General features: G+C 50.4%; 16 protein-coding genes and 2 pseudogenes. 15 read left to right on the top strand and 3 right to left on the bottom strand.

The window, feature by feature from the left end; translation table 11 throughout:
* Positions 1-34 precede the first annotated feature (34 nt).
* From LIZ87_RS03955 to trpS, 3 genes are all read left to right on the top strand, one after another.
* Positions 35-835: an SDR family NAD(P)-dependent oxidoreductase gene (locus LIZ87_RS03955; RefSeq protein ID WP_227145413.1), complete on the top strand. Its 801-nt coding sequence runs from the start codon at positions 35-37 to the stop codon at positions 833-835.
* 22 nt (positions 836-857) lie between these two features.
* Positions 858-1889, top strand: a complete 1032-nt coding sequence (locus LIZ87_RS03950) for an RluA family pseudouridine synthase (RefSeq protein WP_227145411.1) — start codon at positions 858-860, stop codon at positions 1887-1889.
* 365 nt (positions 1890-2254) lie between these two features.
* Positions 2255-3346, top strand: coding sequence for a tryptophan--tRNA ligase (gene trpS / locus LIZ87_RS03945; RefSeq protein WP_227145409.1), 1092 nt, complete (start codon positions 2255-2257; stop codon positions 3344-3346).
* A 49-nt stretch (positions 3347-3395) separates the two neighbouring features.
* On the opposite strand, the gene LIZ87_RS03940 is transcribed toward trpS, so the two are convergent.
* Both LIZ87_RS03940 and LIZ87_RS22825 read right to left on the bottom strand, forming a co-directional pair.
* Entirely contained in the window at positions 3396-4025 is a 630-nt protein-coding gene (locus LIZ87_RS03940; protein WP_227145535.1) for a DeoR/GlpR family DNA-binding transcription regulator, read from the bottom strand.
* Positions 4026-4043: 18 nt separating this feature from the next.
* A pseudogene (locus LIZ87_RS22825) lies at positions 4044-4214 on the bottom strand (DeoR family transcriptional regulator); the annotation flags it as partial.
* 319 nt (positions 4215-4533) lie between these two features.
* On the opposite strand from LIZ87_RS22825, the gene LIZ87_RS03930 reads away from it, so the two are divergent.
* From LIZ87_RS03930 to LIZ87_RS03910, 6 genes are all read left to right on the top strand, one after another.
* On the top strand, positions 4534-5823 hold the full coding sequence (locus tag LIZ87_RS03930; RefSeq protein ID WP_178313314.1) for an MFS transporter: 1290 nt from the start codon (positions 4534-4536) through the stop codon (positions 5821-5823).
* 24 nt (positions 5824-5847) lie between these two features.
* On the top strand, positions 5848-6891 hold the full coding sequence (locus tag LIZ87_RS03925; RefSeq protein ID WP_227145407.1) for a sugar phosphate isomerase/epimerase family protein: 1044 nt from the start codon (positions 5848-5850) through the stop codon (positions 6889-6891).
* A 29-nt stretch (positions 6892-6920) separates the two neighbouring features.
* Positions 6921-8024, top strand: a complete 1104-nt coding sequence (locus tag LIZ87_RS03920; RefSeq protein ID WP_330664533.1) for an alanine/glycine:cation symporter family protein — start codon at positions 6921-6923, stop codon at positions 8022-8024.
* Positions 7979-8272, top strand: coding sequence for an alanine:cation symporter family protein (locus tag LIZ87_RS22700; protein WP_330664532.1), 294 nt, complete (start codon positions 7979-7981; stop codon positions 8270-8272). Before LIZ87_RS03920 ends, LIZ87_RS22700 begins: the two co-directional genes overlap by 46 nt.
* Positions 8269-8850, top strand: a complete 582-nt coding sequence (locus LIZ87_RS03915; protein ID WP_178313311.1) for a YitT family protein — start codon at positions 8269-8271, stop codon at positions 8848-8850. The genes LIZ87_RS22700 and LIZ87_RS03915 overlap by 4 nt, the downstream gene beginning before the upstream one ends.
* A 76-nt stretch (positions 8851-8926) precedes the next feature.
* Positions 8927-9727: a MerR family transcriptional regulator gene (locus LIZ87_RS03910; RefSeq protein ID WP_227145405.1), complete on the top strand. Its 801-nt coding sequence runs from the start codon at positions 8927-8929 to the stop codon at positions 9725-9727.
* Between the two features lie 184 nt (positions 9728-9911).
* On the opposite strand, the pseudogene LIZ87_RS22820 reads toward LIZ87_RS03910, so the two are convergent.
* Positions 9912-10049 (bottom strand): annotated as a pseudogene (locus LIZ87_RS22820) (aldo/keto reductase); the annotation flags it as partial.
* A 355-nt stretch (positions 10050-10404) separates the two neighbouring features.
* Here LIZ87_RS22820 and LIZ87_RS03900 point away from each other — a divergent pair.
* From LIZ87_RS03900 to hisD, 6 genes are all read left to right on the top strand, one after another.
* Complete coding sequence (locus tag LIZ87_RS03900) at positions 10405-11784, top strand: DUF6688 domain-containing protein (RefSeq protein WP_227145404.1); 1380 nt, start codon at positions 10405-10407, stop codon at positions 11782-11784.
* A gap of 13 nt (positions 11785-11797) precedes the next feature.
* Positions 11798-12274: a GNAT family N-acetyltransferase gene (locus tag LIZ87_RS03895; protein ID WP_227145403.1), complete on the top strand. Its 477-nt coding sequence runs from the start codon at positions 11798-11800 to the stop codon at positions 12272-12274.
* Positions 12275-12354: 80 nt separating this feature from the next.
* Positions 12355-12903 carry a Holliday junction resolvase RecU gene (locus LIZ87_RS03890; RefSeq protein ID WP_178315718.1) on the top strand — a complete coding sequence of 183 codons (549 nt, stop codon included), beginning with the start codon at positions 12355-12357 and terminating at the stop codon, positions 12901-12903.
* 168 nt (positions 12904-13071) lie between these two features.
* On the top strand, positions 13072-14340 hold the full coding sequence (hisZ, locus tag LIZ87_RS03885; RefSeq protein ID WP_227145401.1) for an ATP phosphoribosyltransferase regulatory subunit: 1269 nt from the start codon (positions 13072-13074) through the stop codon (positions 14338-14340).
* Between the two features lie 74 nt (positions 14341-14414).
* On the top strand, positions 14415-15062 hold the full coding sequence (hisG, locus tag LIZ87_RS03880) for an ATP phosphoribosyltransferase (RefSeq protein ID WP_178315127.1): 648 nt from the start codon (positions 14415-14417) through the stop codon (positions 15060-15062).
* A gap of 20 nt (positions 15063-15082) precedes the next feature.
* Entirely contained in the window at positions 15083-16372 is a 1290-nt protein-coding gene (gene hisD, locus LIZ87_RS03875; protein WP_178315125.1) for a histidinol dehydrogenase, read from the top strand.
* Positions 16373-16410: the final 38 nt, after the last annotated feature.

Here is a 16410-nt window from a genome sequence, read left to right as displayed (position 1 = left end):
AGCGCATTTATAAACGGCAGCGAAAGGAGACCATATGAATATCGCGTTAGTAACAGGGGCTTCCTCTGGAATGGGAAGAGAGACCATTATCCAGCTGTGGGAGCATTTTGACGGTTTGGATGAGATCTGGGCAGTTGCCAGAAGGAAGGAGCGGTTAGATGAGCTGGAGGGGATGGTAGGAGTACCCATACGGAAATTCCCGCTGGATCTGATGGACAGGGAGGAGCTTCAGAAGCTGGAAGAAGCCCTTGGGGCCATCTGTCCGAAGGTGCGCTTTCTTGTCAATGCCGCAGGCTTTGGAAAGATCGGAAATGTCGGGGAGCTTTCGGTCACAGACCAGGCGGATATGGTGCGCTTAAACTGCGAAGCACTTACTGCAGTCACCACAATGGTCCTTCCCTATATGCCGGAAAACAGCCGTATCATCCAGTATGCCTCCAGTGCAGCCTTCCTGCCGCAGCCAGGCTTTGCAGTCTATGCTGCCACAAAGGCATATGTCTTGAGCTACAGCAGGGCCTTGAACCAGGAGCTGAAGAGCCGCAGGATCTATGTGACAGCCGTATGCCCTGGTCCTGTGCGGACAGAGTTCTTCGATGTTGCGGAGACGGCAAAGGAAATGCCCCTTTATAAGAGGATGTTCATGGCAAACCCCAGACGGGTGGTAGCCAAGGCCCTGAGGGACAGCATCATGGGCCGCGGTCTTTCGGTATATGGGATATCCATGAAGGGCTTTAGGCTGCTGTGCAAGGAGGCGCCCCATGGCTTTCTTCTATCTGTCATGGACAGGATGGATAAATGCACCGAAGACAGAGGTTGGAGCAGAGACAGAAAATGACTTGAGATGAGGAGAATGCCGCATGCAGATATTGATGGTCACCCCCAATGAGGCAGGGCAAAGGCTGGATAAGCTGCTTTCCAAATACCTGGATCAGGCAGGAAAGGGCTTTCTTTATAAAATGATGCGAAAGAAAAATATTACACTGAACGGCGGGAAGTGCGATGGCTCGGAACGCTTAAAGGAGGGGGACGAGATTAAGTTTTTCCTGTCAGATGAGACCATAGAGAAATTTTCAAGGCCGGTCAGCCTGGCAGCTGCGCCGGTCCAGCCCTCTGTTTCGGATCCCGCAGGGATAGGCAGAAAGGAAGGGGGTTCTAGAAAGCCCAGGCTGGATATCATTTATGAGGACAGAAATATTCTCATTGTGAACAAGCCCTCCGGAATGCTCTCCCAGAAGGCAAGGGATACGGATACCTCCTTAAATGAGCATATCCTGGATTATCTGATCGATTCCGGCCACCTGCCCATCAGCCAGCTGAAAACCTTCCGGCCCTCCATCTGCAACCGCTTAGACCGCAATACCAGCGGCCTGGTGGTAGCGGGGACCTCCCTTCAGGGGCTTCAGATCATGAATGAGGTGTTCAAGGACAGAAGCATCCACAAGTATTACCAGTGTCTGGTAAAGGGCGAGATTAAGGAAAAGCAGATGATAGCCGGATTCCTAAAGAAAGATGAGGCCGCCAATCAGGTGGAGATATTCCCGATTGAGGTGAAAGGAAGCGTGCCCATCATGACAGAATATGTTCCCCTTGCAGGAAACGGCAGAGTGACCCCTTTGAGGGTGACACTGATCACCGGGCGCAGCCATCAGATACGTGCACATCTGGCCTCCATCGGACATCCGATCCTGGGGGATTTTAAATATGGCGACAGCCGGCTGAATGAGGCAGTAAAACGCACCTACAGGGTACAATCCCAGCTGCTCCATTCCTGGAAGCTGGTGATGCCGGAACACGTGGCTTCGCCCCTGGATTATCTGTCCGGCCGGGAATTTCTGGCCCCTCTGCCAAAGCAGTTTGAGAAGGTAATGCGGGGGGAAGGCCTTCTGTGACTGGAGCTTCCGCGTTTTGCACCGCGCCTGACAGGGAGAGGGATGGATGCTCCGGTTTCGGACATAAGAAGCACCAAGACATCTGATTTTTTCTAAAGGCCAGAGCAGCATCAATGCAACTCGCTGTGCTCAGACAATCATTGATACTGCTCTGAACGAAAAAATCAGCTGCCTAAGTGCTTCTAATGTCCTGCAAAGTCGCACCATTCCTCCCCCTGTCAGCCGTGATACAAAACGCGAAACGCGGAACTCCGGTCTGTGATTCTTGACAGAAAACCGTCTTTGGAGTATGCTAGAATAAATTGTGCAGTCCGGGATTCTGACCGGATCCGGCTGCTGATAGAAGAATGAGAGGATAGTTACAAATGGGAAAAATTATACTGACCGGGGATAGGCCTACAGGGCGTCTCCATGTAGGACATTACGTTGGCTCCTTAAAGCGCAGGGTGGAGCTGCAGAATTCAGGTGAATTTGACGAGATCTATATTATGATCGCAGATGCCCAGGCTCTTACAGATAATGCGGACAACCCGGAGAAGGTGCGTCAGAATATTATAGAGGTAGCGCTTGACTATCTTGCCTGCGGTCTTGACCCGGCAAAATCCACCTTATTTATCCAGTCCCAGGTGCCTGAGCTGTGTGAGATGACCTTTTATTACATGGATCTTGTCACCGTATCCAGGCTTCAGCGCAACCCAACGGTAAAGGCAGAGATCCAGATGCGCAACTTTGAGACCAGCATACCGGTGGGCTTCTTTACCTACCCCATCAGCCAGGCCTCTGATATCACTGCATTTAAGGCAACTACCGTACCTGTGGGAGAGGATCAGGCTCCTATGATCGAGCAGACAAGGGAGATCGTCCACAAGTTCAATACAGTCTACGGCGAGACCCTTGTGATGCCGGACATCCTGCTTCCGGACAATAAGGCCTGCATGCGCCTTCCGGGCATTGACGGCAAGGCAAAGATGAGCAAATCCCTTGGAAATTGCATCTACCTGTCTGATTCCGAGGAGGAGATAAAGAAGAAGATCATGTCCATGTTCACAGATCCCAATCATCTTCGTGTGCAGGATCCGGGACAGGTGGAAGGAAACCCGGTCTTTATCTATCTGGATGCCTTCTGCAGGGATGAGCATTTCGAGAAATACCTTCCGGAATATAAGAACCTGGATGAGTTAAAGGCCCACTATACAAGAGGCGGCCTGGGTGATGTGAAGGTGAAGAAGTTCCTCAACAATGTGATCCAGGATGAGCTCCGTCCGATCCGCGAGCGCCGCAGGGAGATCGCAAAGGATATCCCGGCAGTTTACCGGATCCTGGAGGAGGGCAGCATCAAGGCCCAGAAGAAGGCTGCCCAGACCCTGGCTGAGATGAAGAGAGCGATGAAGATCAATTACTTTGAGGATAAGGAACTGATCGCAGAACAGGCAGCGCGTTTCCAGAGTGAGGCATAAGAGTAAAAATAGCGGACGGCAGATCACTGCCGTCCGTTTTTCGATCCTGTCACTGGACGGTCTTACCAGCCGGCACAAGTACCAGCTCTGTACCGGAGCCGCGGACAGCCTGGGCCATGGAAGGAGAGAGGCCGCTGTCAGTGATGATGGCGTCGACCTCTTTCAAAGAGCAGATTTTTGCAAGACTGCATCTGCCAAATTTGCTGGAATCGGCTAAGACGATGGTGCGGGTGGCAGACTGGCGCATCTGATTTTGGATCTTTGCCTCATTTATACGCTGATCCGTAAGGCCGATCACCGGATCAATACCGGTTACGGTCATGAAGAGCAGGTCAATATGGAGAAAATCCAAGATGGGGGCAAAATCGTTGCTGAGAGTATACTCTTCCTTGCTCAGGATACCGCCCATCAATATGATGGTAAAGTTCGGGCATTCGGCCAAAATAAGTGCATTCTGGATGGAGTTGGTTATGACTGTGAGGAATTGGAAGCTTTTCTTAAGCTTCATTGCGATCATCTGGCTGGTACTGCCATAATCCAGTGCAATGACCTGCTGTTCCTTTACCAGTGAGACGGCATGATCGGTGATCGCTTCTTTCTCCTTCATGTGCTGGGAATTACGTGTCTGGAGGGAGATATATTCACTGGCAATACCGGTTGCATTTTCCTCAACCGCCATTTGTCTACTCTTTGGGGGGACAGCCCCGCCATGGACCCGGACCAGATGCCCTGTTTGCTCCAGATAGGCGAGATCTTTTCTGACGGTTTCTGAGGATACTTGAAAATTCTTTACAAGATCTGAAGTATAGACTGTCCCATTTTTATCTAGTAATTCTAATATGATCGTATGACGCTGCTGTGCCAGCATAGGCGGCTCCTTTCTTGATCTCATTTCTGAATCCCATTGTGTTCTGATGTATATTATAACGTAATTATTGCGTTTTGAAAAGAAGAAAATTGCAAAAAGATGGATTTCATTGGAGATGGAAGACTCAAAAACCAATAAAACCAAAAATATTGCACAAAAACCAAAGAATAAAGTTGGATAAAATAACGAAAAAATGTAATTATCTGTGTTCGCACTTGAAAACACAAGGAAAAGCAAGTATAATGCAACCATAAAACAAAGGAAACACCACTTGTACAGAAAATCAGAGTGGTATATCATGAAAGGAGATCAAAGGAATATGAGCAATGAAACAAAGGCAAAAATGGTGAAAGCAGCGCCCAACCGATGGTTGGTATTCTGTATACTGACATTTTCAGGGGGAATTGCATTTAAGCTGTCTTCCATGAAGGACATGTTCTATGTCCCAATGCAGCAGTTTATGGGGCTTACCAATACCCAGATCGGCGGAGCGCTCAGCGCGTATGGCATTGTTCAAACCATCGGCTTGATCTGCGGTATTTATATCTGTGACATGATAAGCAAGAAATATATGATCGGCGGTTCATTGGTGGGGATCGGAGCAGTAGGCATTTACCTCTCTACCTTTCCCGGATACTGGGGCTTTTTGACAGCCTTCGGCGTGCTGGCTATCCTGGGTGAGGTGACATACTGGCCGGTGCTCTTAAAGGCGATCAGGCTTTTAGGAGATGAGAAAACGCAGGGCCGTATGTTTGGCTTTCTGGAGATGGGACGCGGCATCGTGGATGTGATCATCGCATCAAGCGCCCTGGCGATCTTCAAGGCAATGGGAGAGGGCGCAGCAGCCTTAAGAGGCGGCCTGCTTTTTCTTTCGGCAGTGACGATCGCAGCAGGTATCCTCTGCCTGATCTTTGTACCAAATGATGAGAAACGGATAGGAGACGATGGAAAAGAGGTAAACAAAGCACAGAGCGCCTTTGACGGAATGATGCAGGCAGTAAAAAGCATTGATATCTGGGCAGTGGCGCTCAATGGATTCACTGTATACTGCGTATACTGCGGACTTACCTATTTTATTCCTTTTTTGAACCAGATCTATTTCCTTCCTGCAACAGCAGTAGGTATGTATGGCATTATCAACCAGTACGGCCTTAAGATGGTAGGAGGCTCTGTGGGCGGCTTTATGTCTGATAAGGTATGTAAGTCCTCTGCAAAGTACATACGCATTGGTTTTCTTATGTGTATCATTGCAATGGCAGCCTTTCTTATGGTTCCTCACGAGACGCTGGGCGCAGGAGGCAACTGGATCCTGGGCGCAGCATGTACACTTGGCTTTGGAGCTATCGTGTTTACCATGAGAGCAGTCTTTTTTGCTCCTATGGACGAGGTAAAGGTTCCGGCAGAGATCACAGGTGCGGCAATGAGCCTGGCATCCCTTGTGATCTATCTGCCAAATGCATTTGCATATGTGATCTACGGTCATTTCCTTGACAGCTATCCCGGCATGACAGGCTTCCGCATTGTATTCTGCATCATGATCGGCTGGGCCGTGCTGGGACTTGGGGTATCGACCTTCCTGATCCACAGGATCAAGCTTCATCAGAAATAAGACGAAAGGAATAAGGTGTTGATTATGATAAAGATTGGTTTAGATACAGAGAGCCTGCATCTCTGGTTTCAAAATAAAAAGATGGATATTTTTGGTTTTATAGAAACTGCCCATGAATTTGGTCTGGACGGAGTGATGATCAACCTGATCAAAGACTATAATCTGAACCCCGAATGGGGAACCCTGGACAACATCCAGCCGCAGCATCTTAAGAAGGTAAGGGAACTTCTGCAGAAATACAACATGTATGCAGAGCTGGCAACAAAGGGCCTGGAGTATGAGCATCTTCTCAAGGTGATCAAGGTAGCGGACGCTATCGGGGCCGACATCATCAGAACGTATATCCCGATCACCTTAAACTGCGGCGAGGAAAGAAACAGCGGAGGAGAAGGAAAATATGATCTCGGAAAGGTCAGGCTGGATTTTGATCCCATCGTATTTGACCAGGCGGTCATCTCCCTGAAGAATATCATTCCGGTATTAAAAAAATACAGGATCAGGCTGGCACTTGAAAATCACGAATATGAGACATCGGAGGAACTGGTACATGTGATGGAACAGGTGAATTCTCCCTGGATCGGCCTCCACTACGATTTTGGCAATGCGATGATGGTGTGGGAGGAACCGGCCAAGGCAGCAAGGAACATGGCACCCTATACCATTACGACACATTTTAAGGATCATATCGTCATTCCCTGTCCGGAGGATAAGTATGGGTATGTGGTATGCGGTGTGCCGGCAGGAGAGGGCAATATTGATCTGAGGGAGTGCTTGGACATCATGCTGGAGAACTCGCCCATTGCGCGGCTGAATGTAGAAATGTGCTATCCATACTGTGCACAGTTTAAGCGTTCAAAGGGAATGGGAGGCGTTTCAGATGTAGGAGAGGGATGCTTTCAGGTAGAGGCGCCCCTGTATGATCTGGATAAGGTAAAGCCGGGACAGTATTATTATCCCCATGAAGTATCAAATGAGCTTCTGGAGGAGCTTTTAGCAAAGCAGATGGCGGGTGCAAGACGCAGCGCAGAATATGCCAAAGAACTGTGCAGGGAGTATTTCGAGAAATAAGCCTATGGGGGCAGCAAGGAGGGAAAACGATGGAGAAGTTGGCGGATGGATTAGCAGTTTTCAGCAGCTGGCTTTGGGGAGATTGGCTGTTGTTTGTATTGCTGGGTGTGGGGATCCTGTATACAGTGGTCACAGGAGGAGTCCAGATACGGTATTTTTCTTATATCATGAAGAAAACCCTTTGGGAGCCCTTCTTTGCCCGGAAAAAGGAAAAAGAGGAGGAGGGGACGATCACTTCCTTCCAGTCCCTGTGTACGGCAGTTGCCTCCTGTGTTGGCAGCGGGAACATCGTAGGTGTGTCCACTGCTGTTTTGACAGGAGGGCTGGGAGCGATCTTCTGGATGTGGGTGGCTGCCTTTGTGGGAATGGCCACGAAATATGGGGAGATCGTTCTGGGTATGCTCTACCGGCAAAAGGATGAGACGGGTGCTTACGTCGGAGGCCCCATGTACTATATCAAAAATGGCATCCATGCCCCGTGGCTGGCAGCTATCTGCGCTGCCTGTATGGTGATCCAGATCATCAGCGGAAACTTCATACAGTCCAATACCATCGGCGGTGTATTGAAGGAGAATTTTGGCGTTCCTTACCTGCTTACGGGATTGCTGCTGGTCCTTGTGATCTTTATCATTACAGTGGGCGGCTTGAAACGTCTTGCACATGTTACCCAGAAAATGGTCCCAGTGATGGCCAGCATCTACGTGGCAGGAGGCCTTTTGATCATCATAGCCAATATCACGAAAGTTCCTCAGGTCATCTCCGATATCCTGCTGGGCGCTTGGGGGCTCAGGCCGGCAGCAGGAGGTGCGGCAGGAAGCATGATCGTTGCCATGCAGCGCGGCGTGGCGAGAGGACTGTATTCCAATGAAGCCGGCGAGGGCTCTGCGCCTGTTATCCATTCCTCTGCGTGCGTGGACCATCCTGTGGAGCAAGGACTTACCGGAGTTACGGAAGTGTTTTTGGACACCTTTGTGCTGTGCAGTATTACAGGCCTTGTGCTGGGCGTGACAGGGGTGCTGGATTCCGGTGCACCGGAAATGTCCTTGCGATCAACGCCTTTGCGAGTGTGTGGGAGCCTTTGCGCTATGTGGTTGCGCTCAGCCTTCTCCTGTTCTGCGTCACTACGCTTATGAGCCAGTGGTATTTCGGCTTTGTAGGGCTGAACTTTTTGTTTGGACGCTCCACAGCAGAGAAGTTTAAGTACGTATTTCCTTGCTTCTGTATCGTGGGCGCTCTGCTGGAGATCGAGCTTGTATGGACCATCCAGGATATTGCCCTGGGGCTTCTCACAATACCGAATCTGATCGCGATCGTGATCCTGTGGCCAAAGGTAAGAGAGCAGACAAAGGATTTTTTTAAAAAGCAGAAGAAAGAGCAATGAGGATCATAAAGATTATTTTCGGGAATGTCCTGATGACATTTGCATATGCTTTTCTGGCTGTCCCAAACAGGATCATCAATGGGGGAGTTACCAGCTTTTCCATGGTCCTTTCTGGGATGCTGGGATGGGATACGGCGGTGGTAGCAGATGGAATAATGCTTTTGTTTATGGGGTTAAGCTATGTTTTTTTAGGAGGGCATTACGTGAAAGGAACCTTGATCGGCGGTATCAGCTATATGGTGTCCTTCTCCATCTTCCATTCTCTTCATATCTGCCTGATCCCGATACGCCTTCCGGCTGCTTTGGCAGCAGCCCTGCTGGTAGGCTGGGGCTACTATCTGTGCATCAGCCAGCAGGCAACGGCTGTCAGCTTTGACACGATTGCATTGATCCTGAAAAAAAAGAATCCCAGAGTCAATGTAGCGGTAGTAATGGGAGGAATCAATGTGTGCGTGCTGCTTTTAGGGGCATCAAGCTATGGCGCTGCCTCTGTGGCACTGGGGATCCTGTTTACCGGGATACAGACGCTGACGCTGGATATGCTTTTGAAAAATAGACAGGCAGCTAAAAATACTTGACTCGTCCCTTAGGTCATGGCTTATACTGTACACAGATCCGGATCAGAGCAAACAGAGTATGAATGGAGAGTGTCAGATGCTGAGTATTGGACAAATGTCAAAGGTATGCGGGGTAAGTGTGAAGACGCTGCGCCACTATGAGAAGATCGGGCTGTTAATGCCCCAGAAGACAGATGAACTAAATGGTTACCGCTATTACGAGGATTCCCAGATAGGGACAATGCTGCTGATCGGCAGGCTGAAGCGGTACGGATTCTCTCTGATGGACATTCAGAAGCTGCTTGCTATTACTGATAACCGGCAGCTGCAAAAACAGCTGTCCAACCAGAAATTCCGCTTGGAGCGGCAGATGGAACACCTTGCCCTTACCATACGGGAAATGGGACTCCATCTGGAGGATTTTAAGAGGACAGGTGATATTATGAACTATCAGAATCAATATGAAATCATCGTAAAAGAATCAAAGGAGCTGGTGCTCCTTACAAAGCGCCAGAAGATGTCAGTGGAGGAATTTGGTATCTATTATGGAAAGATCTATGAGAAGATCGCAAGGGAGCATCTCACAGCAGACGGTATTGTCATGGCAATGTACCACGATCAGGAATTTGATCCGGCCTACAGTGATATCGAGGTTGGAGTAGGCATTAAAGAGCGTGAGAAGGCGGAGGTCATCCTGCCGCCCTGTCTGTGTGCCACTACCATTCACAAGGGCCCTTACTCCGGCCTGCCTGACGCATACGGCGCTATCGTATCCTGGATGAATGCCAACGGCTACAAAATGTCCGGAATGCCCTACGAAATCTATGTGAAGGCCCATTTTGACAATGTACCGCCGGATGAGTGGGTGACGGAGATCTTTTTCCCGGTAAAGAAATAGATTCCGGTTCAAGGGCCTTGCCCCTGAACTCCCATTGCAGAAAAATAATTTGCCCCAGAGCTGCAGCCCTGGGGCTTTCATTTTTTCTGCCCTTATGAACCCCTCCCCATTGACGGCATCTGCAAGGAAGGATATCATTTTCACAACAGGAAATGATGGTATGGTAAAATATGGGCTTCCTCCATTGCGCGGTAGCTATGATGCGGCAGCCAATTTCAATCGCTTCTCTTACACAACGCTCTGTTTCCTCCGGCGGGGGCTGGTATACGCCATATCCCAATTTGGGCATTTTGATGCCATTGTTCAGCGTTACATATTCCATATCGTGTACCTTCTATTTGTATAAGTCATCTTATGGCCAGCGCAGCAAGTGCGCAGACCTATTGAACAGTTACACATCCTTTCTACAATTCATAGTTTACAAGGTTATTCAAAGAAAGTACAATATCAATTATGAAATATGCCTTTCACAAAGTAAATAGCAGGAAAGGACATGTTATGCTGAATCTTTTGGAATTAGAACAGCTTATTGCTTTTGCAGATTTTGGTATGCTTTCAAGGGCTGCCAAATGAGCCCGCCGGGCTTTCACGATACGGTGGCGCGTCCGCCCGCCGGGCGCATGCAGGCTTAGCGATAAAGCGAAAAATAATGGCATCATGCAGAAAAAGGAGTAAGGATGAAGAAGATTTTTTCCTGGATAAAGAAAAACCCGGCAAGAGCGTTTGGCGGGCCTTTTTTGCTATTGGCAATTCTCTGGGTGGTCCTGCTTCCGGCGTCCCTCATTGCACTCAGCGGGAGCGGGCAGGCGTACAGGAACGGAGGATCCCTGTTCTGGAGCCTGGCAGAGCTGCTGGCGCGGGGAATCATGGGCGGCCTTACGCTGGCGGCCATTGCTGAGATCATTGGCTACCCTCTGGCCCTGACCTGCCTGAACCTCTATTATCTTATGAAAAGAGGAGAAAAGCGGGAGAGGAGCAGCATGGAAGGCATTTCCGAAGGCTTGACCGTAGGCCTGGGGGTGCTTTTGAGCTGGATCTATATCAGTGGATTCACAGAGATCATCTGGAAGGACTGGGATGTGGCCCTGTACAATAAACAGGTTCATGCGCCCATTGCCACATGGACACTGCCAACGGTCATAACGTTAGCAGCAATCGGAATTTTGGGATACCTGATCCTGCGCCTTGTGCCCCTGCGCAGGCAGCCGCCTCTTCTGACAGTCCTGTCGATCTCGGCCGTGTATATGGGAGGAGGAGTGTGCATCCTCTGGATTCTGCAGACCGTTCATTCCGATGGCTCTCCTTATTATATGGGAGATTTCTTGGGCGTACTGCTCATGCAGCTCTTTCCGTGGAACTGCCTTCTGCTGGGAGCAAAGGAGATACGCCGCGTCATAGGGCAGTGGCAGGAGCTGCATCCGAAAGGAGGGGAAGCAGGCAGCAGCGCAGATGACAGCCTCAAAACAAAAGGCCTCTCAGGCGCCTTAAGGGCCCTGCTGTATGATTCGAAGAACTGGCCCTGGCTGGCATTCCTTTTTCTGCTTCCGCTTCTCGGCCTTATGATCGCTCTTCTCACACTGATCGGGCAGAAGCCGGACAGCATCATTGAGGCGTGGACACAGACAAGCCAGTGGACACTGTCGCAGCAGATATCTCCTCCGAACATATATTACGATGAACACTACCTCTGTACAGCTGCCGCCGGAGGCCACCGCAGGGTGGTAAAGCCCCTGCGGTTCGGGGTGCGCCATGGGCATAGGGTCATTGTCAACCGCCAGCTGTGCATTGCCAATGCCTTTGAGCAGATATTGGAGGAGCGCCTTCCGGGCCTTCACAGGAGGGTCCGCTATTTCTACGACACCTGCGGATATCCTATTGCCCGCCATATCCGCAGCCCTCTTGCAGCTGATATAACCTACATCATGATGAAGCCCCTTGAATGGATCTTTCTGACAGTTATTTATCTGTGCGACACAAAGCCGGAGAACAGGATCGCGATGCAGTACATTACGCCTATGGGAGATGCTGAGACGGATATGGGGCAGACGGAAAAATGAAAGGAGAAAACCAATGAAAGAAGCCTTGAATTATCGCTATGCCTCCCTGCAGGAGGTGGAAATGCTGGTTGAGCTGAGGCTGCAGGATTTGCGTCTGTTTTCCGAAAGGGAGCTGCCTCCCAAAGCCCGGGAGGCCATCCACCATTTTTACCAGGAGAAGATGACCGCCGGACAATGTCACACCCTTCTGGGGGAGAGCTGCGGCCGGATCGCCGCCACGGCCACGGTCTATTACTATGAGACCCTGCCGTCTAACGAAAATCCCCTGGGAAAGACCGCCCAGCTCACCAGCATATGGGTGGACGAGGCCTTCCGCCGCCAGGGGATCGCCCGGCACATGGCAGAGCTTCTCCTGGAGCAGGCAAAGAGGGACGGAGCTGGAAGAGCTGTATTAAATTCCTCTGAAATGGCGGAAGGCCTGTACCTGAAAATAGGCTTTCAGCGGCAGGAGCATCATTTTACAAAAACGCTTTCGTCTGCTATACTATAGGAAAATTCCTCCGCTTAAGGCAGGCGCCTCAGTGAGGGCTTTTCGGCAAAGACAACGTAGGAAAGGACATTTTGGCCATTATGGGAACATGGAACACGCGGGGGCTTAGGGGGTCCACCCTGGAGGACTTGATCAACCATACAAATGACAGCTACCGGGAGAAAAAGCTGGGACTGATACAGAAGATCCCCACCCCCATTACCCCTATTGAGATCGAAAAGAGCAGCCGCCACATCACCCTGGCCTATTTTGACCAGAAGAGTACGGTGGACTACATAGGAGCTGTACAGGGGATCCCCGTATGCTTTGATGCAAAGGAGTGCGCGGCAAAGACATTTCCCCTTCAAAATATCCATCCCCACCAGATACAGTTTATGAGGGAATTCGAGGCCCAGGGCGGGATAGCCTTCATTATCCTGTATTACACCTCCATGGATGAGATGTACTATCTTCCCTTTGCCCATGTGGCGGCCTTCTGGAAGCGCATGGAGGAGGGCGGCAGGAAGAGCTTTACCTATGATGAGGTGGACAAGACCTGGCGCATCCGTGCCCACCGTGACATGCTGGTGCATTATCTGGAAATGCTGGCAAGGGATCTGGAACAGAGAGGCCATGAAGGCATGCAGTAACGGTTCGGCAATATGCTTTTATCGGAAACTCCAGGCGGAAACCAATTGACAACAGAAGCATTATCTCCTATAATGAAACATGCGCGTCATTGAATTATCACTTTACTACGAGAAAGCAGTAGGCAGGTAGCTCAATGACAATATGACAATGCGGACAGGTGGAATAACATGACAAGAAAAAACAAGCTGATCCACACTCCTGAGGGAGTCAGGGATAGTTACAATGCAGAATGCAGGAAAAAGCTGGCAGTGCAGAACAAGATCCTGGACACCTTATATCTCTATGGCTATGAGCATATCCAGACCCCCAGCTTTGAATTTTTCGATATCTTCAGCAAGGACAGAGGAAGCGTCAGCTCCCAGGAGATGTTCAAATTTTTTGACAGGGATAATAATACCCTGGTCTTGAGGCCGGATATGACTCCGGCCGTGGCAAGGTGTGTTGCCAAATATTTTGCAGATGAGGAGATGCCTCTTCGCCTGTGCTACTTAGAGCGTACGTTTAAGAATAACAGCAGCTACCAGGGACGCTTAAAGGAGCGGGCAGAATCCGGCGCAGAGCTCATAGGAGACGACAGCGCAGATGCAGATGCGGAAGTCATTGCTCTGGTGATCGACAGCTTAAAGGCAGCAGGCCTTGAGGATTTCCAGGTGGAGCTGGGCCAGGTGGCATTTTACAGGAGTCTCCTAAAAGAGGCAGGGCTGGAGGAAGAGGTCGAGCAGGAGCTAAACCAGCTCATTGAGAATAAGAACAATTTCGGTGTGGAGGAGCTTTTAAAGAACCAGGAGATGGAACCGTCTTTAAAGGAGGCCTTCTTAAAAATGCCGGAGCTCTTTGGCTCCATTGAGCAGATAAAGACAGCCAGAGGCCTTACAGAGAACCCGGATGCCCTGGCGGCGATCAGCCGTTTAGAGGAGGTACACGAGATCCTGGAGAGCTGCGGCCTTTCCTCCTATGTGTCCTACGATCTGGGTATGATCAGCAAATACCAGTATTACACAGGCATTATCTTTAAGGCCTACACCTATGGCACAGGAGATTATATTGTCACAGGCGGACGTTATGACAAGCTTTTGGTGCAGTTTGGAAAGGATACCCCTGCTGTGGGCTTTGCCATTGTGGTAGACCAGCTCATGGCCGCCCTGTCCCGGCAGAATATCGATACCCCGGTGACTCTGGTAAATACCATTGTCCTGTATGAGGCATCTGCCAGGGGGAAGGCCCTGGCCTTAAGCCAGCTTCTTCGGAAAAAGGGCATGGCAGTCCAGACTATGAAGCGGAAGGAAGGGGCTGTTCTTGAAGCTTACAGGGAGATGGCAAAAAGGCGCGGGCTGCGCAATATCCTTTACCTGAAAGGCAATGGCGGGATCGTGACAGCCATGGATATGGTAAATGGCTCTGCAGATGAGATTCCGTACTCTGCTTATGGGGAATAATTTCCGCACAAATTGCCGTATGGCGGAAGCGTTACGGGAATAGAGATGGGGCGAAAGAAAGGACTTGTATTAAGATGAGATATTTGACAGTTGCGCTGGCAAAGGGGCGTCTTGCCTCTAAGGCCATGGAAATGTTTGAAGCTATCGGCATTTCCTGTGAGGAGATGAAGGATAAGGACTCCAGGAAGCTGATCTTTGTAAATGAGGAGCTGGGGATCCGCTTTTTCCTGGCAAAGGCAAACGATGTGCCTACCTATGTGGAATATGGAGCAGCAGATATCGGTATCGTGGGCAAAGATACCATACTGGAGGAGGGCCGCAAGCTCTACGAGGTCATGGATCTGGGCATGGGCAAATGCAGGATGTGCGTCTGCGGCCCGGAGTCAGCCAGGGAGCGCTTAAAGCACCATGAGCTGATCCGTGTTGCCACCAAATACCCCAATATCGCAAAGGACTATTTTTACAACCAGAAATACCAGACAGTAGAGATCATAAAGCTCAACGGCTCTATTGAGCTGGCTCCCATTGTGGGGCTGTCCGAGGTCATTGTGGACATTGTGGAGACCGGCTCCACCCTGCGTGAAAACGGCCTGACCGTGCTGGAGGAGGTGTGCAGCCTGTCTGCCCGCATGGTGGTGAACCAGGTGAGCATGAAGACGGAAAATGAGCGGATCACCAGGATCATAAAGGAATTTCAGGCCCTTTTGAAGGAAAAGGCATAGAGCACAGGAGGAATCGAAGTATGAGAATCGTTACACTGGACAATGCATCCATGAAAAATATTTTGGCGGACATGCTAAAGAGGGATCCCAACAACTACGGCAGCTATACGGAGACCGTGCAGGGGATCGTGGACGAGGTAAAGGAAAAGGGAGACGAGGCCCTGTTTGCCTTCACAAAGAAATTTGACGGCGCAGATGTGGATGCGTCTAATATCCGCGTCACGGAGGAAGAGATCAAAGAGGCCATGAGCCAGGTGGATCCGGGCCTTCTTGAAGTCATGAAGACCTCCATGGAGAATATCCGCCGTTACCACGAAAAGCAAAAGAGGAACAGCTGGTTCGATGCCCAGCCTGACGGCACCATCCTGGGGCAGAAGATCACAGCCCTGGAGAGCGCCGGAGTATATGTGCCTGGCGGAAAGGCTGCTTACCCGTCCTCTGTGCTCATGAATATCATCCCCGCTGAGGTAGCAGGCGTGAAGCGGATCGTCATGGTGACACCTCCCGGAAAGGACGGAAAGGTGAATCCTGTGACACTAACGGCGGCCCATCTGGCAGGAGCCACCGAGGTCTATAAGGTGGGAGGAGCCCAGGCGATCGCCGCTCTGGCCTTTGGTACAGAATCCATTCCGCGTGTGAATAAGATCGTAGGCCCCGGCAATATCTTCGTGGCCCTGGCAAAGAAGGCTGTGTACGGCCATGTGAGCATTGACAGCATTGCGGGACCAAGTGAGATCCTGGTGATCGCAGACGACAGCGCCAACCCGCGGTATGTGGCTGCCGACTTGTTGAGCCAGGCGGAGCATGACGAGTTGGCCTCCGCCATCCTTGTGACCACCAGCATGGACCTGGCTAAGAAGGTTTCCGAAGAGGTGGACGGCTTCTTAAAGGTGCTTTCCAGAAGTGAGATCATCGGGAAATCCCTGGACAACTACGGCTATATCCTTGTGGTGGATTCCATGGAAAAGGCAGTGGAGACAGCCAACAGCATTGCTCCGGAGCATTTGGAGATTGTTACCAGAAATCCCTTTGAGGTCATGACAAAGATACAGAACGCAGGAGCGATCTTTATCGGTGAGTACAGCTCCGAGCCCCTGGGAGATTACTATGCAGGCCCGAACCACATCCTTCCCACCAATGGAACAGCGAGGTTCTTCTCTCCTCTGGGCGTAGATGACTTTATCAAGAAGTCCAGCATCATCTACTATTCAAGGGAAGCCCTTGAGAAGGCACACAAGGATATTGAGGCGTTTGCAGAGTCGGAGCATCTGACCGCCCATGCGAATTCCATCAAGGTGAGATTTGAGTGATATAACAGGACAGGTCCTGACCGTTTTGACAGGTACGG

Source organism: Lacrimispora sp. 210928-DFI.3.58, from assembly GCF_020554865.1.
GTDB lineage: Bacteria > Bacillota > Clostridia > Lachnospirales > Lachnospiraceae > Enterocloster.
This window is presented reverse-complemented; position numbering and strand designations above follow the sequence as displayed.

Excerpts from the sequence above, each read along its gene's own strand:
- LIZ87_RS03955 (WP_227145413.1), top strand. The coding sequence starts at position 35 with ATGAATATCGCGTTAGTAACAGGGGCTTCCTCTGGAATGGGAAGAGAG.
- LIZ87_RS03950 (WP_227145411.1), top strand. The coding sequence starts at position 858 with ATGCAGATATTGATGGTCACCCCCAATGAGGCAGGGCAAAGGCTGGAT.
- trpS (WP_227145409.1), top strand. The coding sequence starts at position 2,255 with ATGGGAAAAATTATACTGACCGGGGATAGGCCTACAGGGCGTCTCCAT.
- LIZ87_RS03940 (WP_227145535.1), bottom strand. The coding sequence starts at position 4,025 with ATGGCGGTTGAGGAAAATGCAACCGGTATTGCCAGTGAATATATCTCC.
- LIZ87_RS03930 (WP_178313314.1), top strand. The coding sequence starts at position 4,534 with ATGAGCAATGAAACAAAGGCAAAAATGGTGAAAGCAGCGCCCAACCGA.
- LIZ87_RS03925 (WP_227145407.1), top strand. The coding sequence starts at position 5,848 with ATGATAAAGATTGGTTTAGATACAGAGAGCCTGCATCTCTGGTTTCAA.
- LIZ87_RS03920 (WP_330664533.1), top strand. The coding sequence starts at position 6,921 with ATGGAGAAGTTGGCGGATGGATTAGCAGTTTTCAGCAGCTGGCTTTGG.
- LIZ87_RS03915 (WP_178313311.1), top strand. The coding sequence starts at position 8,269 with ATGAGGATCATAAAGATTATTTTCGGGAATGTCCTGATGACATTTGCA.
- LIZ87_RS03910 (WP_227145405.1), top strand. The coding sequence starts at position 8,927 with ATGCTGAGTATTGGACAAATGTCAAAGGTATGCGGGGTAAGTGTGAAG.
- LIZ87_RS03900 (WP_227145404.1), top strand. The coding sequence starts at position 10,405 with ATGAAGAAGATTTTTTCCTGGATAAAGAAAAACCCGGCAAGAGCGTTT.
- LIZ87_RS03895 (WP_227145403.1), top strand. The coding sequence starts at position 11,798 with ATGAAAGAAGCCTTGAATTATCGCTATGCCTCCCTGCAGGAGGTGGAA.
- LIZ87_RS03890 (WP_178315718.1), top strand. The coding sequence starts at position 12,355 with ATGGGAACATGGAACACGCGGGGGCTTAGGGGGTCCACCCTGGAGGAC.
- hisZ (WP_227145401.1), top strand. The coding sequence starts at position 13,072 with ATGACAAGAAAAAACAAGCTGATCCACACTCCTGAGGGAGTCAGGGAT.
- hisG (WP_178315127.1), top strand. The coding sequence starts at position 14,415 with ATGAGATATTTGACAGTTGCGCTGGCAAAGGGGCGTCTTGCCTCTAAG.
- hisD (WP_178315125.1), top strand. The coding sequence starts at position 15,083 with ATGAGAATCGTTACACTGGACAATGCATCCATGAAAAATATTTTGGCG.